Below are 25263 nucleotides of genomic sequence, written 5' to 3' on the forward strand. Positions count from 1 at the left end.
TCCTTATTCATCCCAGGAGCGGCCGTCTTTGGTGATCAAGGCCACTGAGGCCACAGGCCCCCAGGTTCCGGCAGGATAAGGCTTGGGCTTTTCGTTGCTCATCTCCCAGGATTGAATAATGCCATCTACCCAGGTCCAGGCCTGCTCCACTTCGTCACGGCGTACAAACAATGCCTGATTCCCCAGCATGGCTTCGAGCAACAAACGTTCATAGGCATCGGCGATACGTTCGTTCTTGAAGGTGTCAGAGAAGCTCAAATCCAGCTTGGTGGTTTGCAGTCGCTGTTTCTGCTCAAGCCCGGGCACCTTGTTCATCATCTGGATCTCCACCCCTTCATGCGGTTGCAGACGAATGGTCAACTTATTGGGCGGCAGATTGCGATGGCTTGAACGATACAGGTTATGGGGTGGATTCTTGAAATAGATGACAATTTCAGAACTCTTGAACGGCATACGCTTACCGCTGCGCAGATAGAAAGGCACCCCGGCCCAGCGCCAGTTATCAATATCGACACGCAAGGCGACAAAGGTCTCTGTGTTGGAATCCACATTGGCGCCCTCTTCCTCCAGATAACCGGGAACCGGTGATCCTTTGAGGAACCCGGCAGAATACTGGCCGCGCACAGTGTTTTCAAATACGTTGTCCTGATTGATGGGACGCAGTGACTTGAGCACCTTCACCTTCTCATCACGAATGCTGTCGGCATCCAGGTTCACAGGTGGGTCCATGGCAATCAAGGTTAGTACCTGCAACAGGTGGTTCTGGATCATGTCACGCATCTGGCCGGCTTTGTCGAAATAGCCCCAGCGTCCTTCAATGCCCACCTCTTCGGCCACAGTGATCTGTACATGATCTATGGTGCGGTTATCCCACTTGGAGGCAAACAGTGAATTGGCAAAACGCAACGCAATCAGGTTCTGTACTGTTTCTTTACCCAGATAGTGATCGATACGATAGACCTGACTTTCATTAAAGTAGGCAGAAACCTGGTCATTAATGACTCTGGATGACTGCAGATCTGAGCCTATGGGCTTTTCCAGCACTACTCGGGTATCGGGATGGATCAGTTGTTGTTCATGCAGACACCGGCAAATATCACCGAAGATGGCCGGAGGCGTAGCAAAATAGTTGACCATCACCCGCTTGGCAGGTTCGAGCAGTTGGTGGAAGGCTTTGTATCCTTCAGATTCGGTAAAATTAGTGCCGACGTAATGGCAACGTTCGAGGAAGCGGGAAAGCGTGGTGTCGCACAAGGGTTCTTTAACAAAGGTGCTCAGGGCCGTTGTAACCAGTTCGCGAAAATCTTCGGCAGAGAATTCATCTTTGGCAACACCTATGACCTTGGTGTCCCGATTGAGCAGGCCGGCCTTATCCAGCTGGTAAAGCGAAGGCAACAATTTGCGCCTTGCCAAGTCGCCCTTGGTACCAAAGAGTACAAAATCACAAGCTTTGGCCTCTGATGTTGTTTTGCCCATTGCTTAATGCTCTCCTTTTGTCGGTGGTGGTTCCGCTATGCGATGAAGAATTCCACACTTTTGTTGTAATATAACAACAGTATTTGTTAAATGCATCTATAATTTGCAAATAAAGCCATGAGGCCAGTCTAGGCAGGTTTGGCAATAATCTGGTATGCTTTTCCTGCTTAAAACCTTCTTATCTCGGAAGTTAGCCTGTTTTCATTCCGGTATATACAGGACTTACGTCAAGATTGGTTTGCACCCTACTTTGTAGTGCTCAGGCCTCAAAGAAATAATAAAATTACATAATTTCAACCCAGCGGACGTACGCGTATGAATACCCTAGAAAAGGTTCAAAAAAACCTCCCCCATTTCAGCAAGTCAGAACGCAAAGTAGCCGAAGTTATCCTGGCATCGCCCCAGACAGCTATTCATTCAAGCATAGCAACTCTGGCCAAGATGGCGGATGTCAGCGAGCCTACAGTCAACCGCTTCTGTCGTCGTTTGGATACCAAAGGTTTCCCGGATTTTAAATTACATCTGGCCCAAAGTCTCGCGAATGGTACCCCTTACGTCAGTCGTCACGTTGAGGAAGATGATACACCCGAATCTTACACCACCAAGATCTTCGAATCTTCCATGGCTTCTCTGGATACAGCACGCCAGAGCATAGATACCACGGCCATCAACAAGGCGGTAGACATACTGACTCAAGCGAAAAAGATCTCTTTCTTCGGTCTTGGTGCCTCCGCCTCTGTGGCACACGATGCCCAGAACAAGTTCTTCCGTTTTAATGTACCGGTTTTATGTTTCGATGATGTGTTGATGCAACGCATGAGCTGTATCAATAGTGATGAAGGCGATGTAGTGGTACTGATTTCCCACACAGGCCGCACCAAGTCATTGATCGATATAGCAAGGCTTGCCAGAGAAAACGGCGCAGCCGTGATTGGTATTACCGCGCGTCACTCGCCGCTGTCGCAGGAATGTACCCTGCCGGTTACCATGGAAGTGCCTGAAGACACTGATATGTACCTGCCTATGGCCTCTCGTTTAGCCCAGTTGGTGATTATTGATGTGCTGGCGACCGGATTTACCTTGCGCCGAGGGCCACGCTTCAGGGAGAGTCTAAAGCGGGTAAAAGAGGTATTGAAAGAATCCCGCATCGATAAGAGCGAGCCACTGTAATCCCCTTTCCCGTAAGCACCTGGGCAGTTACCAAAATTGGCAACTGCCCAAGCCCCGCCTAAAATTAGCCGTAACTCACAAAAATAAAACTTTGAGTTAGATCATTTTGTCTGTAAGTTTCCTACATATTGAGCCGATGTCTGTTAATATAGCGTAAGATTTTTTAAAACTTAAACGGAGTATATTATGTTCCGCAGAACCAAGATCGTTACCACGCTGGGCCCCGCCACAGATCGTGATGATAACCTGCGTCGTATCATAGCAGCAGGTGCCAACGTTGTTCGCCTCAACTTCTCCCACGGTTCCCCCGAAGATCACCTAAAACGCGCCAGCCAAGCCCGCAGCATTGCAAAAGAGCTTGGTGTACACGTTGCCATCCTCGGCGATCTCCAGGGGCCGAAAATCCGTGTTTCCACCTTCAAGGACAATAAGAAAGTCCAACTTAAGCTCGGCCAACCATTCATTCTGGATGCCGAGCTGGGTAAAGGCGAAGGCGACGAAACTCAAGTAGGTATCGATTATAAGGAACTGCCGGACGATGTGGTTGTCGGTGATATCCTGATGCTGGACGATGGCCGGGTACAACTGAAAGTCGAAAAGGTAGAAGGCCGTAAGGTACATACCAGCGTGACAGTTGCTGGCCCCCTATCCAACAACAAGGGGATCAACAAGAAAGGCGGAGGCCTGTCTGCCGCTGCGCTGACAGATAAAGACAAGCAGGACATTGTCACAGCGGCACAAATTCAGGTCGACTACCTGGCGGTATCCTTCCCTCGTAGCGGCGCCGATCTTAACTATGCCCGCGAACTGGCGCAAAAGGCCGGCAGCAATGCCCTGATAGTATCCAAGGTAGAGCGCGCCGAAGCCGTAGCTTCCGATGAAGCGATGGACGATGTAATCCTCGCCTCCGATGCCGTCATGGTAGCCCGCGGTGACCTGGGAGTAGAAATCGGCGATCCGGCTCTGGTTGCCGTACAGAAAAAGCTGATCAGCCGCTCGCGTCAACTCAATAAGGTAGTGATCACCGCGACCCAGATGATGGAGTCTATGATCAGCAGCCCTATGCCGACCCGCGCCGAAGTCATGGACGTGGCTAACGCCGTACTCGACGGTACAGACGCAGTGATGCTCTCGGCCGAGACCGCTGCCGGGGATTATCCGGAAGAAACGGTTCAGGCCATGGCCAGAGTTTGTCTTGGCGCCGAAGCGCATCCCAGTGTGCGGGTATCCAAGCACCGCCTGGATGAAAGCTTCAGCTCCATAGAAGAAACCATAGCGCTGTCTACCATGTATGCCGCCAACCATTTGCAGGGTGTTAAGGCGATTATCGCCCTGACCGAATCCGGCGCAACGCCCAAGTTGATGTCACGGATAAGCTCAGCGCTGCCTATCTTCGCCCTCGCCCGTCATCAACCCACTTTGGCCAAGATGGCACTCTATCGGGGTGTCTATCCTGTAGAGTTTGACTCCACCGTTTATGCCGCCGATGAGCTGGCGAAAAAGGCCCTTGAAAGCCTCAAGGCCAAGGGATACCTGGAGAGTGGTGACATGGTACTCATGACCAAGGGTGATGCCATGGAAACCGTAGGCGGCACCAACACCTGCAAGGTGCTGATCGTCGCCTAATGGCTTGCCAATGACGCTAAGCTGATAACAAAACAGAAAAGGTACGCCGAGGCGTACCTTTTTAATTTCTGCTGCTTTCGTTGCTGTTTCAGGCTTGGTGATTTTGTTTACATCAGAGCTAAGCCTACCCGGGACAGGCTTACCAAACTGAAATTCACATACCAATCAATCTCAATTAAAGAGTTTCAAAATCATCGACATTGATTGCCGCCAAGCGCAGCTTATCGGCCTCAAGCAACTGCTCATACTCGGCTTTACTGATAACCTCAGCATCCAATGCCGCCTGATACAGAGATAAAGGTGCCAGTTTGGCAGGCAAACGGCCATCCTTTTGCGCCTTTCTCAGTTTGCTGTGCAGTTCACGGCACTGATATTGAGCCTTGAATGCCGCTTCCACCTCGGCAATACCACTGGTGTCGCCGTCAAATTCAGGACAGAGGAAGGTCAGCCTGTCGCGGGCCGGCCCCGGTTTAAGCATGCTCTTGACCAGTTCAATGGACTGGCTGTCTTTCGGGCCGTTGAAGTGATTCCCCAGCGGGAATACCAGCACACGCATGACCCAGGCAACCGGACGATTGGGGAAGTTGGCTATCGCCTGCTCAAGCGCCTTGGCAGCCAGTTGCAATCGGGTATCCATCACATGTTTGACTATCGGTAGATCGTCAAACTGGCGGCCATTGTCTTCAAACAGTTTCAATGTGGCCGAGCCCAGATACAGTTGACTGAGCACATCACCGAGTCTGGCCGAAATCATCTCCTTGCGCTTGAGATCGCCGCCCAAAATAAGCATCGACAAGTCGGTCACCAGCGCCAGCGCCTTGGACAGACGGGCCATCTGCTTGTAATAGTCGCGGGTATCGCCACTCACGGGTGAGCGCTCAAAATAGCTACGGCTGAGGGCGTTGCCCAAAGAGCCAAAGGCGTTACGCAGCGCATAACCTATGTGGCCCATTAACAAAGAGTCGAAACGCTCCAGCGCTTCACTGTTGTCTTCCATGCCGGCAGCTTCCATCTCGGCCAGCACATAAGGATGACAGCGGGTCGCGCCCTGACCGAAGATCATCAAACTACGGGTCAGGATGTTGGCCCCTTCCACTGTGATGGAGATGGGGTTGGCCATATAACCATGAGCAAGATAGTTTTTTGGCCCCATCTGAATACCCTTGCCGGACTGAATATCCATGGCATCGTTCATCACCTGACGGCCAAGCTCTGTCATGTGATATTTGGCAATCGCGGTAACCACAGATGGTTTAACCTTGAGATCTATGCCTGTGGTTGTCAGACGACGGGCCGCTTCCAGCTGATAGGTGTTGGCAATGATCCTTGCCAACGCTTCCTGAACCCCTTCAAACTGACCTATGGCCATGCCGAACTGTTTACGCACGTAGCTGTAAGCGGTTGTCGTCTTGGTCGCCATATGCCCGGACGCCGTCGCCAGCGCCGGCAGTGAAATACCACGTCCTGCAGAGAGGCACTCCACCAGCATACGCCAGCCACGACCTGCGTATTGCGGGCCACCTATGATCCAATCCAGCGGAATAAACACCTCGTCCCCTTGAGTGGTACCATTCATAAAGGCCATATTAAGCGGATTGTGACGGCGACCAATTTTCACGCCGGGATGATCGGTTGGGATCAGGGCGCAGGTAATCCCCAGGTTCACCTTGTCCCCCAACAGCCCGTCTGGGTCGCGCATCTGAAATGCCAGTCCCAGCACAGTGGCCACAGGTGCCAGTGTGATGTAACGCTTGTTCCAGCTAAGCTTAAGCCCCAGAGTTTCCTCGCCCTGGAACTCACCGCGGCAGACTATCCCTTCATCGGGAATAGCACCGGCATCTGAGCCGGCTTCGGGGCCGGTCAGGGCAAAACAAGGGATCTCTTCCCCTTTGGCTAAAGCCGGCAACCAATGCTCTTTCTGCTCCTTGGTACCATAATGAGTCAGCAACTCACCCGGACCGAGTGAGTTGGGCACCATCACAGTCACGGCGGCGCTGACACTGCGGCTCGCCAACTTACTGACTATGGTGGAGTTGGCATAGGCTGAAAACTCACGGCCACCGTATTTTTTCGGGATGATCAGCGCGAAGAAGCCTTCTTTCTTGAAGTACTCCCACAGCTCAGGCGGTAAGTCCTTGCGGTTGTTGACTATGTCATAGTCATCGATCATTTTTAGCGCCGTCATCACCTGATGGTCGATAAAGTCTTTCTCATCGGCGCTCAGCGCCGGTTTACCATAGGCGTGCAGGCTTTCCCAGTTGGGTTTACCACGAAACAGCTCGGCTTCCCACCAGACATCACCGGCCTCCATCGCTTCACGCTCTGTATCCGAAAGTGGTGGTAACACCTTGCGAAAGAAGGCCAATATCGGCCGGGTCACAAACTGCAAGCGTATATTGCGCACAAAGAACAGTGCTATCAGGGCAACTATTATTAAGAGGATAATACTCATAACCAGACCTTTATTCTGCTTGAGAAACCAGCGGCACAGCCACACCGGCGGCCATGTAAGGGATCACCTTGCGGATCACTGCCTCAATATCATTATGTTCACCGAAGTCAGCTTCGGCGATTTCATTGAGCGCATCGGCCGAGGCCATGGTGAAAACTATAGTTCCCAGGGTAAAGTGCAAGCGCCAGAACATCTCTGCCGGTGGAATGTGCGGTGCACTGCCGGAGACCGCCTGAACAAACTGATCCAGATGCTTGCCATAGTGGGTGGTAATAAACCAGCGCAAGTGCCCCTGGCTTTCGATGTAGCCACGGCCAAGCAGTTGCAGGAAGATACTGGTTCCTTCGTTGCGAACTTTGTTAAGTTCAAGCAGCGGCCCCACCAGAGAGGAGAAAATGGCATCCAAAGAAGCCTGTTTATCCTGGCTGATAAGCTCATTGATGGCGTTTGACGCCGATGGCATAAACACGTCCAGATAACGTGCCAAAACCGCCCGAATAAGCTCTTTTTTGGAACCAAAATGGTAGTTTACAGATGCAAGATTCACTTCTGCTTTGCTGGTGATAAGCCTGAGGGAGGTTTCCGAAAACCCCCGCTCGGCAAACAGCTTCTCCGCAGCATCGAGAATTCTTGTCTTGGTATCAGATCGACTTGCCATTCCGTGACCTTAGTTAATTTAAAACACTCGTTTAAATTAAACACTGGTTACACTTATGTCAAACGAAATCTCGGCTACGGTCAAGGCTGATAATCTGCCGTCCCAAACAGCTCAGCGAAAGCCCGCTCCTTTATGGTTGGTCTCGCGGGATTCAATCCGCTTGGCATCTGATTTAGGCAACATCACATAGAGGGCGCCATAGCCGCCATGTTCGCGCTGGGCGCTGTGAAAGGCCTGCACTTCATCCATCTGCGACAACCAGAAGTTGACGCAAGATTTAATAAGCCCAGGAAACGGCTTGCGATTCTGTCCTTTGCCGTGGATCACCAGCACGCAGCGATGGCCTAAAACCACCTGAGATTGAATGAAACCGAGCAAATAATCTCTGGCTTGGCGCACCGACATGGCGTGAACATCCAGCTCGGCGGCTATCTTGTATTTACCGAGACGTAAATTCTTGAATACCGCCTCCTGGATCCCCTGCTGCTTGTAGCTGAGCATATCATCGGGTTTCACTCTGGGGATCAGTGCTAAATCCAAGGTCAGGCGCTGCAGATACTCATGGGCCTCGGCGGCGGCTTTGCGTGCCTGTTTTGACTCGCTGGAAAGAGGTTTCGCTCTGGTCAGGGCCTGCTGTTGCTGTTTGAGCGGCACCACATCGGCCATTTCTTGCATAAAAAGTGTCAGATCATCTGCTTTCATGATGCGACGCCTCCAACTTATGACGAGGTTTACACACTTTGTAAAGAAATCAATCTTCTGTTACCAAAGGGCTTCTATTATAGTGAGGTCAGATGAGCCTGCTTAGATGATTTTAATGAAATTCTTAACCTTATTGCTCGTTTGCTTGATTTCTGTGCTTCAGCCCCTCAAGGCTACCGAATTGCAGGATAAAGACCAAGCAGCCCTTAATCGTGTCTATGTCATGTTCAACCGGGCATTTAATGAACTTAACTCCGCCCCTTTGGAAAACATATACGCAGAGGATGCCACTTATATTCCTGAACAGCAAAGCCTTGCCATAGTTCAGGGACGTGAAAACGTACTCAAACTGTATCAAAAGTTCTTTGACCGCATCCGCCATAAACAAGCCAGAATAGATGTGGATTTTCGGGTCGTTCAGCGTCAGGCACACGGCAAGAGCGCCACCGACATAGGCTATTATCTGGTACGTTTTCACCCGCCGAAAGACACAGAAGAACCCATGAGCGAGTTTGCCGGTAAAATCGTTATCGTCAGCCACAAAGATAAAAAAGGTAACTGGTTAGTGGATGTTGATACCAGCAACCGCGCCGAGCCGGAGCATTATTTCAACGCCAAACCCCAACCTAACCTGTATTATGGCGAGCAATTTGCCCCTGCCCCCCCTGCCAGCGATCTCCCATCCAGTGTTGAAATTGAAATCGTTCATGCCAAGTAATTAGCGGTACTTGAGAGTGCGCCCTGCAAATAGAAGGGCGCTATCGTTTTTGCTGCAATAACAATGACGGGTTACCTTATTCACTTATCTTGCTGAAGTTCACGACAAGTAAAAGGAATTATGAGTCAGATGACACCATTCAAACTGAACGATTGCAAATGGTTCGATAGCACCTTTACCGGCAAATACGCTAATCTGGATTTAGGGAGCGAAATCACTTTACCCATCTCTTTAAGCTTTTTCAGCCTGCCCTGGAGAAAAGAGCTGCCGCTGCTTTTGAGCCTAGTTCCCGTTATTGCGCTAGCCACTCTGGTGGCGCCGTTTATAGGAAAGGTTCAGTTGCTGCTTCCTGCCTGCAGCGTCATCTGGTTTTTGATATATATCCAGGTACGTAAAGGCCGGATACTGACTCAGTTAGGCGTGAAAAGCAGTGCCAAGGAAGATATCGCGAGTATGGTGTTCCACTGGGTAGGCTATCATGACAATCATCAGATTGAGCGAAAACGAGCTCACGCTGTGACAGTTAAGCTGAAGAATGGCCGTGAGTACCGTCTCTCGGGTATGGCATATCCTTTAAGAAGCCTGCTTTACCTTACTATCTTCTTTGGCTACCCAGTAACACTGCTCCAAGTTTCCCCTCAAGCGGAACACCTTATCCATTTTGCCACCTTACTCGCAATCAGTGTACTCACACTCAATGCTGTCATGCTTTTTGTCATCAGTTGAGTGAAGTCAGGCACAGTGAACCAACGCCTTTTTAAAGTAATGATGCCCCATAAACTACTCAAAGCAGGTCTGATGCCTGGCTTTATCAAAACCATCAGTAACAAGTTATCGTCTGTGTCGACAACGGATCCTGCCTCTGCGTAAATCTTGACACAAGAGTCACCTAAGAGCTGAGTATCAAAGGCTTACAGCAATATAAGAATAGCGAAAACGACGACGTCCCACAAAAATCATGCGGTTAACAATTCAGTGAAAGATACAAAGGAAAGTGTAAAGTTGAAGCGATTGCCTGCGGATATAAAAAAACCGCGCTTTCCTTACACTTCCTTAGGAGTGTAGGCTCGCGCGGTTTATTACTGTATCGCTCGGGTTACCCCGAAAAGCGATTAGCCGATAACAGAAACGTTTTCAGCTTGAGGACCTTTCTGGCCCTGAGTAACAGTGAAGGATACTTTCTGACCTTCGTCCAGAGTCTTGAAGCCGTCAGAGTTGATGGCGCGGAAGTGTACAAACACGTCTGGACCAGACTCTTGCTCGATGAAACCGAAACCTTTGTCAGAGTTGAACCACTTAACTACACCAGTTACTTGTGACATGATATAAATCCTGTAAATAAAACTATCTTTTAAGCCTTAACGGCGGTGGAGCTGAAAATGCCGGTATTACTTATGTTTACAGGACGAACTGGTCGTATTGAAGACATAAAAATAAGCCCAACTTTCAAGCTATGAAGACTATAAATCATTCTGGAGATAAGTCAACAAACTTAATTAACCCTTCTTAGTTTTTTTTACTTAAATTTCGAGTATTTGCCGTAACAAGTTGAAACCTATCTTATAGTTCTAGCTCTTATGTATTACGTTGGTAAATTTGAATGTGAAAATCCAGCTCACAACGCAATCCCTCAGCCTGCAGCTGCTGTTTCTGTTCGGCGCTGAGCTTCCAGGCATAGGGAGTCATTTCCAAAAAGTCATTGCAAAGCTGTCCGGCTGGCAGAACCAGCGGCCACTGCAGTCTCTCTTCATGCAACAAACTAAAACCCGGTAGCGCTGCCTTGGTAAGCTCATGCTCTCTTGGCTCACTATAGATGATCTCTTTTAACTGAAAGTGATGTCTTGGGCCGGGGGATACACAGATGAAAATGCCACCGGGCTTACACACCCGTGCCAATTCCTGCACTTTTGATGGTGCATAGATACGCAACATAAGATCAAAGGCTGCATCGGCAAAAGGCATGTCGTAGGCGCTGGCTACACAAAAGTGCATCTGTGGATGTGCCTTGGCGGCGTAGCGAATAGCCGTTCTGGAAATATCCAAACCATAGAGCTCGCCACCAACAGCCTGTTGCAAACGTTGGCTGTAGTAGCCCTCACCGCAACCCAGATCCAAAATGGAGGGTTGTGTCTTGCCATATTCCAGCGCCAGTTCGTTGACCCTGCTGCTGAGAGCCTGATAATAGCCGGCATTTAAAAAACTGCGCCTGGCCTGCATCATCTGCTTGTTGTCACCGGGTTCGCGGGAGTTTTTCTTCTGCACCGGCAACAGGTTGATATAACCTTCTTTGGCTTGATCAAAGCTGTGGTTTTGGCTACAACGCCATTGTTTTCCGTCCTGTAGCAACTCGCTGCGGCACAGGGGACAAATATAAGTCATGCATTACTTCCATCAGAATCGGGCTTTGCAGCCCAAGTGATCTTACTCTTCGTCGGTCAACTGTCTGACCATGGCATTGAGCTCAGGTGATGACAGCAGCTCATAACACTCCAGCATACGCCTGAGTTTTTCTTCTGCGATATCTTGGTTGGCACTCAGGCGGTAACTTGGGCGTTCAAGTGACTGATTATAACATCGCAGCAGCCATTGGCGCTTCTGCACCAGGCCAGTAAGCAGGTGCCACACTTCATTGAGCAGGCCTTCGGGTAACTCAGTTCCCTGCGCTTGCTGGTAACATTCCAGCCGCTTCCTCGCCCGGGTGACTTCATTGAGCTGCAACGCCAGTTTTTCACTGCTGGCCTGATAATCTTGAGGTTCAGCCAAAGCTGCCTTGGCGAGAATGATCTCTCTTGGCTCCTGGGACAAACGTAAATCTTGTTCCAAAGGCAGTAGTTCGAATCTACTGGTTTGCAACGAACAGAGAAATGTCTGCCCAGGCCATAAATCGAGATTCACGCCTTGCCTCAGGGCAGCGATGCAACTTGAAGTACTGGTCCCAACTTCAAAGTAGAGTCTAAAGCCCTGACCTGCCGAGCGCGACACTCCATCCTTCCTGACTGCTTTCAAAGGTAGCAACTCTTGGGTCAGGAATGGCTGCAGCCTCAAAACAAACTGTCCCTGCGAAACCTTGTCTTCTCCTTCAAGCATTACCCACTCGAGCAGTGGCGAGCGCAGCGCCTCCGACAACACAAAATCGCTGACACTATCAGGTAAGCTGAGGCACAACCTGGTCGGCATAGAAAGATTGACTATAGTGGGCGAACTGAAAAACTGACTATGCATCTGCATCCCTTCGGGTAATCCGAACCTCTTTGTCGTCCCTGCCGGCAGGCATATATTGTACTCAGAGGCCGTCGATTCACCAAGGGCGGCTTTTAACCGAAATAACTGTGTTATGGCGTAAAATCCCATTTGCGGAAAAAAATGTTAAGATAAGCTTTTGTCTGAAGAGCAAAAGTCATCAGTATGAGTCAAGCCCAACCTCAGCCTTCCATATTCTGGCATGATTATGAAACATTCGGCGCCAATCCGGCGAAAGACAGACCGGCGCAGTTTGCCGGGATACGTACCGATCTGGAGCTGAACATTATTGGCGAGCCCGAGACCTTTTACTGCCAGATAGCCAGCGATTACCTGCCCTCACCCGAGGCAATTCTCATCACAGGGATCACGCCGCAACTGGCCAATGGCAAAGGGCTGCCGGAAACCGAATTTATGGGGCGGATCAATGCCCTATTCAGCCAAGCCAAGACCTGCGTCGCCGGTTATAACTCGCTACGATTTGATGATGAGGTCAGCCGTTATGGTTTTTACCGTAACTTTATCGATCCCTATGCCAGAGAGTGGCAACAAGGCAATTCCCGCTGGGATATTATTGATCTGGTTCGGGCCTGCTATGCCCTGCGCCCGGACGGGATCAACTGGCCAACCAAAGAGGACGGTTCTCCCAGCTTCAAGCTCGAACACCTGACCCAGGCCAACGGACTCGGCCATGAAAAGGCGCATGACGCCATGTCAGATGTTTACGCCACCATAGCCTTGGCCAAACTGATAAAAGAGAAACAACCAAGGCTGTTTGACTACTATTTCAAACTCAGACGCAAGCAGGCAGTTTCTGAGCAAATCGATGTACTCAATATGCAACCTTTGGTGCATATCAGCTCCAAGATCCCGGCGACTCAGGGCTGTACCACTCTCATTGCCCCTGTGGCCCATCATCCCGAGAACAAGAATGCCATTGTCTGCGTTAACCTGCATATGGATATCAGCCCGCTGATTGAACTGGATGTAGACAGCATTCGCGAGCGCCTCTATACGCCAAGAAGCGAATTGGCAGAAGATGAATTACCCATACCGGTCAAACAGGTTCATATCAATAAGTGCCCCTTTATTGCCCCCGCCAAGACACTGACCGATGAAGCCGCCGAGCGGATTGGATTTGACAAGGCCTTTGCCCGCGAACAGTACAAGCGTCTGCGCCAGCATCCGCAGATCCGCACCAAGTTGGCAAGCCTGTTTGATACCCCGAGAGACAACCCGATTACCGATCCGGATCTAATGCTATACAGCGGTGGATTCTTCTCTCCGGCAGATAAAGCCAAGATGGAGATGATCCGCCATACCGCCCCCGATAACCTGGCGGCGCTGGATCTCAGCTTTGACGATTCCAGGCTCAAGGAGATGTTGTTTCGCTACCGCGCCCGCAACTATCCCTCGACACTTACGGACAAAGAAACACTGCGCTGGCATGAGTTCTGTCAGCAAAGGCTTAACGATCCGGATTATGTCATTCGCTTGGAAAACCTGCTGGAAGAAACTGCCGAAAATGAAAGTCACCAGCGACTTCTCAAGGCTCTGGTGCAATACTTACAGGCGCTTTAACGGGATTTTGCGAAGTCAGTCCCGTTTCAACTGTAACTTCCTGACTAAACTGGATAACCATTAGCTTAACATTTAACAAGGAATGGCCAATGCAAGACAGATTTGTAAACAGCCTGAACCAATTGCCCAAGGCGCTTGCCGAACAATTGGTGCCACTGCTCAACGATGAGTTCGCCGGTCATCTGGATGCACAGCAGCTGAGTGAGTTAGCCAAAGTGAGCGGCCTTGGTGATGATGAGTTACTACTGGCACTCTTGCCTATTGCTGCGGCAATGGCCAATCCGCCAATCAGTGAATTCTATGTCGGCGCCATCGCCAAAGGCAAAAGCGGTGATATCTATATGGGCGCCAATATCGAGCTGCCGGGCGAGGCTCTGTGCCACTCGGTTCACGCTGAGCAAAGCGCCATCAGCCATGCCTGGCTGAGCGGTGAAAGCCAGATAGTCGATATCATAGTCAACGAGAGTCCCTGCGGTCACTGCCGTCAGTTTATGAATGAGTTGGTGGCCGGGCAAGAGATCCGCATTCACCTACCCAAGCAGCCTGCTGCGCCTTTGAGTCATTACCTGCCCTACGCCTTTGGTCCCAAAGATCTCAATGTCACCAAGCCTTTGCTGAGTAAGCAACAGGTAAACCTGGCGCTTGAGAGCTCCGACCCCTTGGTGATTGAAGCGTTGGATCACGCCAGCCTCAGTTATGCTCCATACAGCAAGAGCCATTGTGCCGTAGTACTGGAAACGGCTGATGGCGCCACCTTTTGTGGCCGTTACGCCGAAAACGCCGCCTTTAACCCATCCATGATGCCGATGCAGATGGCACTGTCGACCCTGCTGCGCCATAACCGCAGCTTCAGCGAAATCAAACGGGCCCTGCTACTGGAATCAGCCGATGGCAAGATCTCCCTGGTGGGAGCCAGCATGGACGCCCTGCACGCAGTGGCGCCTGTAGAGCTGGAACATATAGTGGTCAGCCCCGAGCCCAACTGATACTTGGCTCACAATCCCCTGAAAGAACAGTGTTGACTGTTCTTTCGGCTGGGCTGAAAAAGAAACCGAGATTCAACAGCCCCAGAATCAGAAACTGACAACTATTTTTCATCGCTACGCCCTATAACCTCCGTTTTTATCTTCCCCAAGATAAGCTTAAAATCCTCCTCATCCCGACATGCTGAGTCCGAGCTTGAGTTTCGCTGCCACTGAGTTAAACTGCCTGCCGTTTCAAGCTTATATAGAGGATACTTATGTTTGTTATTCGTTGGATCCTGGGACGGATCATTTTGCTGCTCAATTTTGTTTTCTCCCCCAAGAGTGTTAAACGTCAACCCGAACAGCAGGCGGATATCGATGAGCAATGTCGTAACCTTAGCCTGTACCAATATCCGGCCTGCCCTTTTTGTGTCAAGGTAAGACGCGCCATGAAGCGACAGAGCTTGAATATTGCGACTCTGGATGCCAAACAAGAGCCACACAGAAGTGAATTACAAAACCGAGGCGGAACCATGAAAGTTCCTTGTTTGAAAATAGAGCAAGCCGGCGAAGTCACTTGGATGTATGAGTCCAACGACATCATAGCTTATCTTGATCAGCGTTTTGGCTAACAGACCTCGGCCTACCAGCACCAAAGGTAGGCCATGCTTGTTGCAGCTGTTATTCCTGTGTATTGTCTTCAACTAGATAATTGCTAATCAGGGACTGAGAGAATGACAGCTGAACACACCCCGCAGAGTATCGAGCCAGATTTGGCTCATCACCAACAAGCCCCTGACACCACAGCTCCGGCACAGACATCAATTCCAGAATCCAGCTATCCCATTTACGTCGGTTTTTGGGAGCGGCTTGCAGCAACCCTACTGGACTCTCTCATGCTAATGTGCATCACAGTGCCACTGACCCTCTATGTCTACGGCATCGACCCTATAATGACGGGCAATACCTTTATAAAAGGACCACTTGATCTGCTGATCAATTACCTATTGCCTATAGTTCTGGTCATCTTATTTTGGCGTTATAAGTCGGCGACTCCTGGAAAAATGGCGTTAAGAGCCGTCATAGTCGATGCCGAGACTTTACAAAAACCATCAACCGCCAGCTTGATAATACGATACCTGGGTTATATTCCCTCAACTCTATTATTCGGCCTGGGCTATATCTGGGTGGCCTTCGATCCCCGTAAACAAAGCTGGCATGACAAACTGGCGGGTACCCTGGTGATCCGCGCCCCCAAGGATTAGAAACGCTCAATAAGGGGGATTGCAGTACCCACTGCCGCTATCTTTTTTGGCGCCAGAGATAAACACGGTCCGAGTAATCGTAGAGCCACTCAGGCCGGTAAACCACCAACAGCGTCACTGCCATACCGTTAAGCAAGGCCTCAGGGAACCCCAGCAGCGGAATAAGCAACAGATAATTATCGACCAGATAAGCTGCGCCGTAATCCATATCAAACCATAGATAAACGGCCCATGCCAAGATATGACTCACCACAGAAAGACCTGCGTTGAAAAAACCTGCTACGAAAATAAAGACAAATAAATGCTTGGGTAATTTATGATAGCTCAAGCTATGTACTGTCAATGCCAGCAACAGTGGCAGACAAACGCCAAACAACATCATGGGCCCCAACACCCAGGGCTGATGATAGACAAACAGGCAAAAGAAACTCACCGGCAGCAGCATCAATATAGACGCCAAACGCCAACCAAACATCAGCATCAGGGTTACCAAGGCCAGAAAATGCACATGAATACCTTCGGTGACGCTGGCATTGAGCAGCCAAAGGCCATTAATAGCCAAGGTGCAAAACAAGGCTCGCCACTGCAAGCTCTTGTCAGCCAACAGTTGCTGCCAGTCCCATTGAGGCCAAATCCAGGCAAACCAACCGATGAGCACAAGCAAATAGAGGATATCAGCCAGATCCGGCTGCCACTGGATTTGCTCCCAAAGATGTTGAAGATACTCGAACATATAATTGACCATCCGGTTATCAAACAAAGGCGGTAAACGACGAAGCTATGCTAACTTATCACGCCGTTAATGCAATTATGCTTATTCTGCAGTAAGTTAACGATAGTTTGTATCTCAAAAAATAATAAGGATAACTGCCTCTACTTATGCGCACGCTTTTTCTGTCATTACTGCCCCTACTGCTTTGTAGCTGCAGCTCAAAACCCAACATAGATCCGGCCGATTTTGCCGGTGCCATCAAAGACAGTTTCCAGACAGATATCAAAACAGATGGCTTGAAACTCTTCACCTATAAGGCACGCTTGGTTGCGCCAGAAATAGACCACAATGACAGGGAAAGAGCCCCCGCGCCCCGTACGGCAAAGGAAATGCGCCAACAACTGGCTATAAGAGAAGCCCGGCTTGCCGTCTTTGAACAACAGCTGGTTCTTGGGCTCAACAATACCCTCAAGATGAATCAATACTGCCAAGAAGGCTTCTACGAACTCAGCCGCGTGCTTCATTCCAGTTGGGGAGAAATCCGCGGTGAATGCCACGATGGCGCCAGTGAGATGGACAGGCTCCGCTTCAACAACAAGTAATTTTTTTGAATATGAGCTTCAAATTTGCTAGTTTTGCCGCAGTTTACTGCTTTAGGTGCATTTGAGATGGAACCCACAGGAATTATTCAGGAGATAGAAGAGCCGATTAGCCGCAGCAGGGTAAATCGTCAGTTGTTGTTGGCCACCAGCCTATCTGCACTGGTCGCTATGGCGTTATTGCTGTTTGGCGATCAATATGCTCACCTTTGGCAGGATGAAAGCGCACTGCAACTCAGCCTGTTCCGCCCCGGTTTTTTGTTGCTGATAGTCTCGGGGTTAATAGTGATCCCCACCAGCGTGATAGAGCTTATCAAAGCCGCCAAAACGCCGGAGCGGCCACTGATGTTGGATATGGCGCTGCTCAGTATAGGCGTCGCGGTTTCCATGAGCTATATCGGTGTCTTTATGACTCTATTCCTCTAAGAAAACCCCTTTCGCCACAGCATCAACACCTGCGCCGAGGCAGGTTGAGCTTGTTGCCCGGCCGCCGGCAGGCTAAAATGCCTGCCCTTTGCCCATCCCAAGTGGGAAGTACCAGGAAATTTTTGCATGAACAAGCGACAAAAACTGACCAAAAAACTGGCCAAGCGTGCCAAAGCCCGGGAAAACAAGAAAGAGCTCCCCAATGCAGGCCCCGCCAAGCAAGGTTACATCTCCAAGGCTGAGCGTGCCAAAATCGCTGCCGCCGAGGCCGAGCAGGCAAAAAACTGTACCGCTGAGCAGCCAGATGACGGCGCAGCTGCAAACACTACCGCCGCGACTCCCCAATCTGACAGCCTATAAAGCGTTTTCAAGCTCTTCTTTAATGCATCGCGTTATGGCTTCTGCCGCTGGGGCGAGGTCGCCTGGGCACTGGCTATCGGCTCCAACTCTTCGGTCATCTGCCCCATTTGGGCACAGGAAGATGACAGCGGACTACTGGAGGCCATGGAGAGCTCCTCATCATCAAGACTGTCAGCTTCGCGACCTTGCTGGCGGCCATTGGCAGCTACGCTGGCAACCAAACGATAAGCGGTGATCACCGCCAATACACCAAAGAGCACTGAACCCAGTGCCTGACCAATCAAGACCCCATATACCCCACCGAGCTCGGCTCCCAGATAAACAAATGGCAGTGTCCCGATAGTGGCCTTACCCACATTGAAGGCGGTCGAATACTTGGCCTTACCCAGATTGTTGAACGAGGCGTTGGCCACAAACAGCGCGCCGTTGAACAGGAAAAACAGCGCCATATACTGGCAGAAGAAACGTACCAGCTCGGCAGAATCCCCGCGCATGTCGAATGCCAATACCAAAGGCTCGCGCAGCAACCACAGCAGCAGCGACATCCCAAGCACATAGGCGATACAGAACTGCAGCGCCCTTGTCAGGCATTCGCTGAGCCTGTCATAAGCCCTGGCACCATAATTCTGCCCTATGATGGGTCCTATGGCGCCGGAAAGCGCAAAGATCATTCCAAAGGCCACAGGGGTCAAACGCCCAACGACGGCCCATCCGGCGACAAAGCTGTCACCAAAATCGGCAATTGCCCGGGTCACTACCGCATTGCCTATGGGGGTGGCCACATTGGTCATCATCGCCGGCCCGGCGATGGCAAAAATGGCGCACAGATCGCCGCGAAAGCTCGCAAGTTCGAAACGGCTCCAAAGGCCGTGTTTGATGAACACGCCTCTTGCCGCGATCAGCAGTACAGTGAGGCGTGCCAATACCGAGGCGGTAGCCGCCCCTTCTATACCCATGGCAAACAGGAAAATAAAAATGGGGTCAAATACTGCATTGACCGCGCCGCCCGCCAGGGTCGATAGCATGGAGAGTCTGGCATCACCCACGGCGCGCAAAGCGCTGCCAAGCGCCATCGCCAAACAGATGATCGGCAAGGAAGGCACCAGAATATACAAATAATCGGCGGCAAGCTCAGCGGTATGTCCCTTGGCGCCCACCAGCGCCAGCAGTTCAGGGATTAAGGCCGTCACCACTATCGCCATCAAACTGGATACCAGCAGAGTTACCATGGCGGCATTCAGCAGCAAACGCTTGGCCCCTTCTGTGTCTCTTGCACCTACAGCGCGGGACACCAGGGCCCCCAGCGCAATCGACAGGCCGATACCTATGGAAGTGGTAAAGAAAGAGATGGTACCGGCATAGCCCACGGCCGCTGCCAACTCCAGCTCTCCCAGCATACTGAGGAAGAAAATATCCAGCAGGTCCACCACAAACAGTGCCGAGATCCCAACGGCCGCAGTAGAGCTCATCACCAAAATGTGGCGTAGTATATTGCCTTCAACAAACTTAGCCTGAGTGACGCCTTGAGTGGCTGCCTTAGCAGATGATTGGTTGTTTGACACCCTAATCCTTGTTTTCTTCCGGAGGTGGCTCCAGCTCACTGCCACAACGGTTACAGTAAAGAGCATGGTAGTCATGCCCGGTTTTCAAACAGTTGGCGCAGCGACGCAGATCGCGGTTGCGGCCCATTTCCTGGGAAATTTCAGCGGTGAGGATCCCGGTGGGAATGGCGATTATCGAGTAACCCAATAGCATGGTAAACGCTGCTATCGCCTGGCCGAGTTCCGTCTTGGGAGTGATATCACCGTAGCCTACTGTAGTAATGGTCACTATGGTCCAATAGACAGACTTGGGGATCGAGCTGAAGCCGTTGTCCGGGCCTTCGACCACATACATGATGGCGCTGAGCACCATAATGATAAGACTCACAGAAAAAAAGAAGATAAACACCTTGCGACTCGACTGCAGCATCGCCTTGAGCAGCAGGTTCCCTTCGCTCAAGTATCTGAGCAGCTTGAGTACCCGAAAAATTCTGAACAGCCGCAGAATACGGATCACCAGAGTAAAATTGGCCCCGGGGAAGAACAGCGCCAGATAACTGGGCAGGATACTGAGCAGATCCACGACGCCATAAAAACTGCGGGCATAACTCAAGCGATTGCTGGAACAATAGAGCCGCAGCAGATATTCCAGAGTGAACACCAAGGTAAAGGCCCATTCCAGTGCCAGTATGATGTGTCCGAAACGGGCATGGATATCGGCCACGGTATCGAGAAAAACCAAGGCAACACTGAGAATAATGCAGATGATCAAACTGATATCAAACCAGCGGCCGGCTGGCGTTTCCGTACCAAAGATGATTATCCTGAGCTTACGCTTGAGCTCCGGCTCCGAAGGCGTATCTGTCATCTTATGTTGATTCATGCGCTAAGCTTTCCTTACTGTCTAACTCAAACGGCGACCACTCTTGATTCTTTAATGTCTCGCGCTGTCAGTTTTCGCGGCGCCATGCCCAAAAGGCAGGGGCGTAAGTCTGCCACGCATTGGCGAGTGTGCCAAATATTCTCTGGCTGACGCTCTGCGACTCTCGGCAACAATCTTGTTCAAGGGCTTCAAGAGCGCCCCCTTTATCAGTTATTATCCCGTCAAAATAACCATAATCAGAGCCAAGTGGTCATGGGCCCATCGTTTCGTCATATAGTTTATGCAATATTTCTGCTGGCGTTTGCCCAGTTGTACAGCCCCTTTGCCTCGGCACAGGTGGATTTGGTGCTGGTCAACAAGTCAGATTCACGTCTGAGCCTGATTAAGGCCGGTAAAGTCATCAAGGAATATCGCATCGCCTTGGGGGATATGCCCAAGGGCCACAAATATCAGGAAGGCGATCAACGCACTCCCGAGGGGCGCTATCTGCTGGACTACAAAAAGGCCGACAGCGCCTTTTACCGCTCAATTCACATCTCCTACCCCAATGACGAGGACAGACTCAGGGCCAAGGCGCTTGGGGTTAGCCCTGGCGGCCAAATCATGATCCACGGCCAAAATCCCCGCTCTGGATTAACTCCGGAAGAGGCGCAGCAGTTTAACTGGACCAACGGCTGTATTGCCCTCACCAATAAAGAGATGGATGAACTCTGGCAATTGATTGAGCCGGGCACGCCAATAGAAATTTGGCCCTGAAACAGGAATCAAATATGCAAAACCTTCAATCTCTGTCGCAGTTGTTGGCAGACTGGCAAGCCTTTGCCGACAAAATCATGCCCCTGATTAAGCGTCTCGGACTCGAGCGTTTAGGCGAGTGCGATCACGCCGCGCTTAGGGTCAACTCTGTCGCCGCGGCAGAAAAGCTCAAGGCCGAGTTTGCTCAATGTGGTGAAATTATCTCAGAAAATATCATCAACGGCCGCCCTATCCTGATCATACGATTGCAGCAGCCTCTGCTATTGGGTCAATGGCAAATTCCCTGTGTCGAGCTGCCATTCCCCGGCGATAAACACTATCCCGAAGAGGGATGGGAACATCTGGAGCTGGTTTTGCCCCGTGGCGCCCAAAGCTGTGATGAACTGGCTGAGCAACTGCGTACTCTCTGCCCCCGGACCCAAGCCACACTCGATGGCGACACGGATATTAAACTCAAGGCCAGCAGCCCCAAAGGCGAAGCCGAACGCTTGGCCAACCCGACGTTGGCGTTCAAGGCTGGCGGTGTCTGCGTCAAGGTGCACCCTCACAGCATTCAGGCCATCATCGCCAGCGAGCAGTAAGCGGCTCTGATGCCGCTTTACCCTTGAACGACCCGGTTGCGCCCTTCTGCCTTGGCAACATAAAGAAAATGATCGGCTTTATCCTGCAGATCTTTACCCGAGCGGCAACCTGCAGGACCGGACACCAGGCCGACGCTGATACTGAGGCGGATAGGTTGGCCGCTGTCATCATGGAAATCTTCATCGGCCACTCTGGCCCGCAGCCGATCCATCAGATTAACAGCCTGAGCCGGCGCGCAATTTGGCAGCAAGATAGCAAACTCCTCACCACCAATTCGCGCAATGGCATCCGATTGGCGACACTGGGCCTGCATCAAACCGGCCAGTTGCTTCAATACTTTGTCGCCGGTGGCATGACCAAAGCTGTCGTTGATTAACTTGAAATGATCCAGGTCCAAAAGCGCCAGGCTGTAGTCTTCACGATTGAGCCTGGCCTGCTTATCCACCAGCTCCAATTGCGGCTCGAATCCACGGCGATTGAGTAACCCTGTCAGCGGATCGCGAAAGGCTACCTGCTGCCAGGCATCCCTGTGCTGCTCAGATAGGCGCAACTGGCGGTTTTGCAGGGCAATCCCCAGTAAAACCAAAGCATTGGCAAAACAAAACGCAGCCAGCTCCGCCGTTTCTGCCGAATACAATCCGGCATCGAACGGCCCCAGCCCCTTGGCACTTACGTAAATAACCACAGCAAAGCTCCCACTGCTGAGACTGCAGGTGAGCAGGAAACTGCCCTCAAATGCCTGCATCACCAACACAGGCAGCAGCAAATACAAGACCCAGGGTTGATTGCCAAATGCCAAAGTAAAAATAACAACCAGAGCCAAAATCGACAGAAGAGATGCCCGGATCTGCCGTTGATTGATAAAAAACCGCTCCGACCAGCCCAGATACACCTGATAAACCAAGACAATCCCCAGAGAATCGGCCAAAAACAGCATCACAGCCATCGTTGGCCAAGAACTCTGGTCGATATAACCGCCCCAAACAAGATTTAGCGCCAGCAAAATACTGGACAGCGCCACAGGGATAACACAAACATAGAAACCAAAGAGCAATAACTCCCTGGCTCTTTGCAGCCCCATGGGCAGGGCCCAACGTAACATTCGGGCGGCCAATAGCGGCATCAGGGCATCAATTGCGGCAGATATCCAGGTGTGTAGCTGTGCCTGCTGCAGATTGCTGCTATTGAGTCCGGGGAAATTGGCCAGGAAGGAGGCGATAAATAAAGGGATAATAGCCACTGTGCCAAAACGCAAGCACAAGATCACTCCTATCCCCGAAGGCAACCATAGAAGGGTGATATTGCTCGGCTGCAATACCAGAGTGGCCATCCCCAGTCGGCCGCTGATATAGCAGAGCAGACCTCCAAGCAAAAGCAGTAGCCAATCGGCTCGCCCCCAACGTCTCAAATCAGTCACTTATTTTTCCGGCAATATTCATAAAAATGAGTATAGCCAAGCCGTTCCAACCCTGTAGCTGCCAAAGGAAAAAACAACGCCACCGGAGGGGTAAGTCCGGCGGCGTATGAAATTGAGTGTCGGTCAGTAAAAGTAAAGCGCTACTTTTTCGCGTCACTCTTGGCTTGCTGTAATACCTGACTCATTGGCGGCACCAAAGTGGTAGGATCCAGACGCATCTGATACCAGTTCACCCGCCAATCCAGATGTGGCCCTGTGGCTCGTCCGGTTGCCCCCACTTCGGCCACCGCCTGGCCCTGTTTCACCTCATCGCCCTCTTTGACATACAGCTTGCTTAAGTGCAAAAAGCTGGAACTGACACCATAGCCGTGGTCGATAATCATGGTGCCACCGGAATAGAACATGTCAGGTACCGACAGGCTGATAACGCCATCGGCCGGTGCCACCACCACAGTGCCGGTTTTGGCGGCAACATCCACACCATAGTGCGGTGTGCCAGGCTTACCGTTGTATACCCTTTGGCTGCCATAAACCCCTGAAATTCGCCCGGTCAGCGGCCAGATAAAGTCGTCGGCAAACGCCTGCTGGGTACTGAAATGGCTGCGGGCCGCCTTGACCTGGGCGCTGTCTTTGGCGGCGCGCTCCTGGGCCTTGGGATCCGGCTTCATGATTTTCTTGCTGATCCCCTCAACGTATTGAATGCGATAATCCCGCTTGTCGAGTTTGAGGTCACGGCTCTCACTGCTGCCATCCGGGTAACTGAGTGTCAGCGTCTGCTCGAGCGCGGCCTCACGCTCAAAACCAAAGGCAAACCTGCCATCCGGCGTCAAGGTGATGCTCTCGCCATTGAGACTTACCTCAGTACCCGGCTCTGTTCTGGCTCTAATCAGAGCTCCCTGTTCAAACTTGCCCTGAAACTGCACCCGTGATGACTCAGGTTTGATGTTGGGCTCAGACTTGGATTCGGCCTGCAGCATAGGACTCACAACCAAAGTGCCCAGCAGCATCAGCGACAGCGCCTTAAAAGATGGGATTGGCATCTTACTGTTATTGAACTTCACTCTTGCTCCTCTTTATCTTTCCGCCCCATAGACCCCGGGGTGCGGTCTATTTGCGGATGCCTTTAGATTGCTTTTAGGTTGACCTTATTCTTGGTCCGGCTCAGGCCAGGCAGTATCTATCAGTCACCCTGATGCTGCGCCGATGCGATGGCGCCCTTGCCTATGCCCTCGAAGGCTACCACTTTAAAATGTTTGCCCGGCTCAAAGCCCGCCATGCTGTCGGCCATAAAATGGGCCAGCAGTTCGACCGTGGTGTCGTGGGGGATCAAATCACAGCAGTCTCTTGGCATCGCCAACTGAAAATCACCCTGCGGCGCTTGGTATCTGAAGCCAATATGGCTCTTGTCATCTATCTTGGTTTGGGGAGACAACTCAAGCTCACTGACACCAACCACATCTTCTTCACTGCCAAGGTAGATATCTTTCCAACGTTTGGCCCAGTATTCATCCCATTTGGGCGCGGCGATACCATCGGCAAACACATTGACAGGACTGCGGTGACCGTGAGCGATACGCTGGCAGTTACCGTCGTGCTTACGCAAGCCGTGACTGTAATGGTAATAGGGCGTTTCCAGCACCTCGTTGCGAAGTGTCAGGCTGATGCCCTGAACATTGTCCGGCAAGGCATCTGTCAGCGCCTTGTGCAAAAACTGGTTCACGCTGTCAAAGTCAATAATCTCGCTGGGGATAAGGGCGAAAGCCTGCGCCGGACAAGCCAGGTGAATGCTGCCGCGCAGACTATGGAAGTCCATCCACACCTTGTCGCCCTGCTGTTGCCAGCGCACCTGGCTACAGGCGGTGGGTATCAATAAACGGTGATCGGCCACCTCATCTATGGTTTGCTTTATGGTGCGCTTGACCTTGGAAAAGTCGAGCAACATGTTTTGCTCATCCAGGCCACCGTCGAGCAGCACATCGACTATCCAGCTTTCGCCTACCATGCCGCGAAACGGGCACAGGTAAGAAAAATCAACCACAGTTAAATCTTTGACAAATAATTGCATTCTCGCTCCCAGGCAGATAAACAGTCCACCCATGTGTTATCGGCCGGCCGATATTGGCCACCGATTACG

The 25263-nt window shown here is 51.2% G+C and carries 26 protein-coding genes; 13 read left to right on the top strand and 13 right to left on the bottom strand.

Annotated elements, in window-relative coordinates:
* Nucleotides 1-3 precede the first annotated feature (3 nt).
* Nucleotides 4-1476, bottom strand: coding sequence for a glucose-6-phosphate dehydrogenase (gene zwf / locus RC73_RS15285; RefSeq protein ID WP_039035458.1), 1473 nt, complete (start codon nucleotides 1474-1476; stop codon nucleotides 4-6).
* A 315-nt stretch (nucleotides 1477-1791) separates the two neighbouring features.
* Here zwf and RC73_RS15290 point away from each other — a divergent pair, with 315 nt between their 5' ends.
* Nucleotides 1792-2646 carry a MurR/RpiR family transcriptional regulator gene (locus RC73_RS15290; RefSeq protein WP_028781506.1) on the top strand — a complete coding sequence of 285 codons (855 nt, stop codon included), beginning with the start codon at nucleotides 1792-1794 and terminating at the stop codon, nucleotides 2644-2646.
* Nucleotides 2647-2832: 186 nt separating this feature from the next.
* Nucleotides 2833-4272: a pyruvate kinase gene (gene pyk / locus RC73_RS15295; protein WP_039035459.1), complete on the top strand. Its 1440-nt coding sequence runs from the start codon at nucleotides 2833-2835 to the stop codon at nucleotides 4270-4272.
* 175 nt (nucleotides 4273-4447) lie between these two features.
* Here the strand turns inward: pyk and RC73_RS15300 are convergent, their stop codons facing one another.
* The 3 genes from RC73_RS15300 to smrA all read right to left on the bottom strand — a co-directional run bounded on the left by RC73_RS15300 (nucleotide 4448) and on the right by smrA (nucleotide 8084).
* The gene (locus tag RC73_RS15300) at nucleotides 4448-6724 is read right to left on the bottom strand and encodes an acyl-CoA dehydrogenase (RefSeq protein ID WP_039035460.1); all 2277 of its coding nucleotides are present in this window, start codon (nucleotides 6722-6724) and stop codon (nucleotides 4448-4450) included.
* A gap of 10 nt (nucleotides 6725-6734) precedes the next feature.
* Nucleotides 6735-7382 (bottom strand): TetR/AcrR family transcriptional regulator, encoded by a 648-nt coding sequence (locus tag RC73_RS15305; RefSeq protein WP_039035461.1) that lies wholly within the window; start codon nucleotides 7380-7382, stop codon nucleotides 6735-6737.
* Nucleotides 7383-7493: 111 nt separating this feature from the next.
* A complete protein-coding gene (gene smrA / locus RC73_RS15310) occupies nucleotides 7494-8084 on the bottom strand; it encodes a DNA endonuclease SmrA (protein ID WP_039035462.1) in 591 nt (196 codons plus the stop codon).
* Between the two features lie 115 nt (nucleotides 8085-8199).
* On the opposite strand from smrA, the gene RC73_RS15315 reads away from it, so the two are divergent.
* The gene (locus RC73_RS15315) at nucleotides 8200-8802 is read left to right on the top strand and encodes a YybH family protein (protein WP_039035463.1); all 603 of its coding nucleotides are present in this window, start codon (nucleotides 8200-8202) and stop codon (nucleotides 8800-8802) included.
* A gap of 129 nt (nucleotides 8803-8931) precedes the next feature.
* Nucleotides 8932-9528, top strand: coding sequence for a hypothetical protein (locus RC73_RS15320; protein ID WP_152608454.1), 597 nt, complete (start codon nucleotides 8932-8934; stop codon nucleotides 9526-9528).
* Nucleotides 9529-9914: 386 nt separating this feature from the next.
* On the opposite strand, the gene RC73_RS15325 is transcribed toward RC73_RS15320, so the two are convergent.
* The 3 genes from RC73_RS15325 to RC73_RS15335 form a co-directional block, all read right to left on the bottom strand.
* Nucleotides 9915-10124, bottom strand: a complete 210-nt coding sequence (locus tag RC73_RS15325) for a cold-shock protein (protein WP_025009607.1) — start codon at nucleotides 10122-10124, stop codon at nucleotides 9915-9917.
* A 253-nt stretch (nucleotides 10125-10377) separates the two neighbouring features.
* A complete protein-coding gene (rlmA, locus tag RC73_RS15330) occupies nucleotides 10378-11181 on the bottom strand; it encodes a 23S rRNA (guanine(745)-N(1))-methyltransferase (RefSeq protein ID WP_039035465.1) in 804 nt (267 codons plus the stop codon).
* A gap of 42 nt (nucleotides 11182-11223) precedes the next feature.
* The gene (locus RC73_RS15335; RefSeq protein WP_039035466.1) at nucleotides 11224-12024 is read right to left on the bottom strand and encodes a hypothetical protein; all 801 of its coding nucleotides are present in this window, start codon (nucleotides 12022-12024) and stop codon (nucleotides 11224-11226) included.
* Between the two features lie 183 nt (nucleotides 12025-12207).
* Between RC73_RS15335 and sbcB the strand changes: the two genes are divergently transcribed.
* From sbcB to RC73_RS15355, 4 genes are all read left to right on the top strand, one after another.
* A complete protein-coding gene (gene sbcB / locus RC73_RS15340) occupies nucleotides 12208-13623 on the top strand; it encodes an exodeoxyribonuclease I (RefSeq protein ID WP_039035467.1) in 1416 nt (471 codons plus the stop codon).
* A gap of 89 nt (nucleotides 13624-13712) precedes the next feature.
* Nucleotides 13713-14609, top strand: coding sequence for a cytidine deaminase (gene cdd, locus RC73_RS15345; RefSeq protein WP_039035468.1), 897 nt, complete (start codon nucleotides 13713-13715; stop codon nucleotides 14607-14609).
* A 254-nt stretch (nucleotides 14610-14863) separates the two neighbouring features.
* A complete protein-coding gene (locus RC73_RS15350) occupies nucleotides 14864-15220 on the top strand; it encodes a glutaredoxin family protein (RefSeq protein WP_039035469.1) in 357 nt (118 codons plus the stop codon).
* Between the two features lie 102 nt (nucleotides 15221-15322).
* Nucleotides 15323-15853, top strand: coding sequence for an RDD family protein (locus tag RC73_RS15355; RefSeq protein ID WP_082014346.1), 531 nt, complete (start codon nucleotides 15323-15325; stop codon nucleotides 15851-15853).
* A gap of 37 nt (nucleotides 15854-15890) precedes the next feature.
* On the opposite strand, the gene RC73_RS15360 is transcribed toward RC73_RS15355, so the two are convergent.
* Nucleotides 15891-16586 (bottom strand): energy-coupling factor ABC transporter permease, encoded by a 696-nt coding sequence (locus tag RC73_RS15360; RefSeq protein WP_039035470.1) that lies wholly within the window; start codon nucleotides 16584-16586, stop codon nucleotides 15891-15893.
* A gap of 146 nt (nucleotides 16587-16732) precedes the next feature.
* Between RC73_RS15360 and RC73_RS15365 the strand changes: the two genes are divergently transcribed.
* The 3 genes from RC73_RS15365 to RC73_RS15375 all read left to right on the top strand — a co-directional run bounded on the left by RC73_RS15365 (nucleotide 16733) and on the right by RC73_RS15375 (nucleotide 17950).
* Nucleotides 16733-17167 carry a hypothetical protein gene (locus RC73_RS15365; protein WP_039035471.1) on the top strand — a complete coding sequence of 145 codons (435 nt, stop codon included), beginning with the start codon at nucleotides 16733-16735 and terminating at the stop codon, nucleotides 17165-17167.
* Nucleotides 17168-17233: 66 nt separating this feature from the next.
* A complete protein-coding gene (locus RC73_RS15370; protein ID WP_039035472.1) occupies nucleotides 17234-17590 on the top strand; it encodes a hypothetical protein in 357 nt (118 codons plus the stop codon).
* Between the two features lie 126 nt (nucleotides 17591-17716).
* Nucleotides 17717-17950 carry a DUF2986 domain-containing protein gene (locus RC73_RS15375; protein ID WP_039035473.1) on the top strand — a complete coding sequence of 78 codons (234 nt, stop codon included), beginning with the start codon at nucleotides 17717-17719 and terminating at the stop codon, nucleotides 17948-17950.
* Nucleotides 17951-17982: 32 nt separating this feature from the next.
* Here the strand turns inward: RC73_RS15375 and RC73_RS15380 are convergent, their stop codons facing one another.
* Both RC73_RS15380 and RC73_RS15385 read right to left on the bottom strand, forming a co-directional pair.
* Complete coding sequence (locus RC73_RS15380; protein WP_052248232.1) at nucleotides 17983-19419, bottom strand: MATE family efflux transporter; 1437 nt, start codon at nucleotides 19417-19419, stop codon at nucleotides 17983-17985.
* Nucleotides 19420-19513: 94 nt separating this feature from the next.
* Nucleotides 19514-20374 (bottom strand): ion transporter, encoded by an 861-nt coding sequence (locus RC73_RS15385; protein WP_404830118.1) that lies wholly within the window; start codon nucleotides 20372-20374, stop codon nucleotides 19514-19516.
* Nucleotides 20375-20626: 252 nt separating this feature from the next.
* Here RC73_RS15385 and RC73_RS15390 point away from each other — a divergent pair, with 252 nt between their 5' ends.
* Together RC73_RS15390 and RC73_RS15395 are read left to right on the top strand one after the other, a co-directional pair.
* Entirely contained in the window at nucleotides 20627-21130 is a 504-nt protein-coding gene (locus tag RC73_RS15390; protein ID WP_039035474.1) for a L,D-transpeptidase family protein, read from the top strand.
* Nucleotides 21131-21144: 14 nt separating this feature from the next.
* The gene (locus RC73_RS15395) at nucleotides 21145-21711 is read left to right on the top strand and encodes a VOC family protein (RefSeq protein WP_052248229.1); all 567 of its coding nucleotides are present in this window, start codon (nucleotides 21145-21147) and stop codon (nucleotides 21709-21711) included.
* Between the two features lie 17 nt (nucleotides 21712-21728).
* Here the strand turns inward: RC73_RS15395 and RC73_RS15400 are convergent, their stop codons facing one another.
* From RC73_RS15400 to RC73_RS15410, 3 genes are all read right to left on the bottom strand, one after another.
* Nucleotides 21729-23129, bottom strand: coding sequence for a GGDEF domain-containing protein (locus RC73_RS15400; RefSeq protein ID WP_082014348.1), 1401 nt, complete (start codon nucleotides 23127-23129; stop codon nucleotides 21729-21731).
* 140 nt (nucleotides 23130-23269) lie between these two features.
* Nucleotides 23270-24106, bottom strand: coding sequence for a M23 family metallopeptidase (locus RC73_RS15405; RefSeq protein ID WP_101095136.1), 837 nt, complete (start codon nucleotides 24104-24106; stop codon nucleotides 23270-23272).
* A 203-nt stretch (nucleotides 24107-24309) separates the two neighbouring features.
* Nucleotides 24310-25194, bottom strand: a complete 885-nt coding sequence (locus tag RC73_RS15410) for a 6-carboxytetrahydropterin synthase (protein WP_039035476.1) — start codon at nucleotides 25192-25194, stop codon at nucleotides 24310-24312.
* Nucleotides 25195-25263 lie beyond the last annotated feature (69 nt).

The organism is Shewanella sp. ECSMB14102, assembly GCF_000813075.1.
Classification (GTDB): domain Bacteria; phylum Pseudomonadota; class Gammaproteobacteria; order Enterobacterales; family Shewanellaceae; genus Shewanella; species Shewanella indica.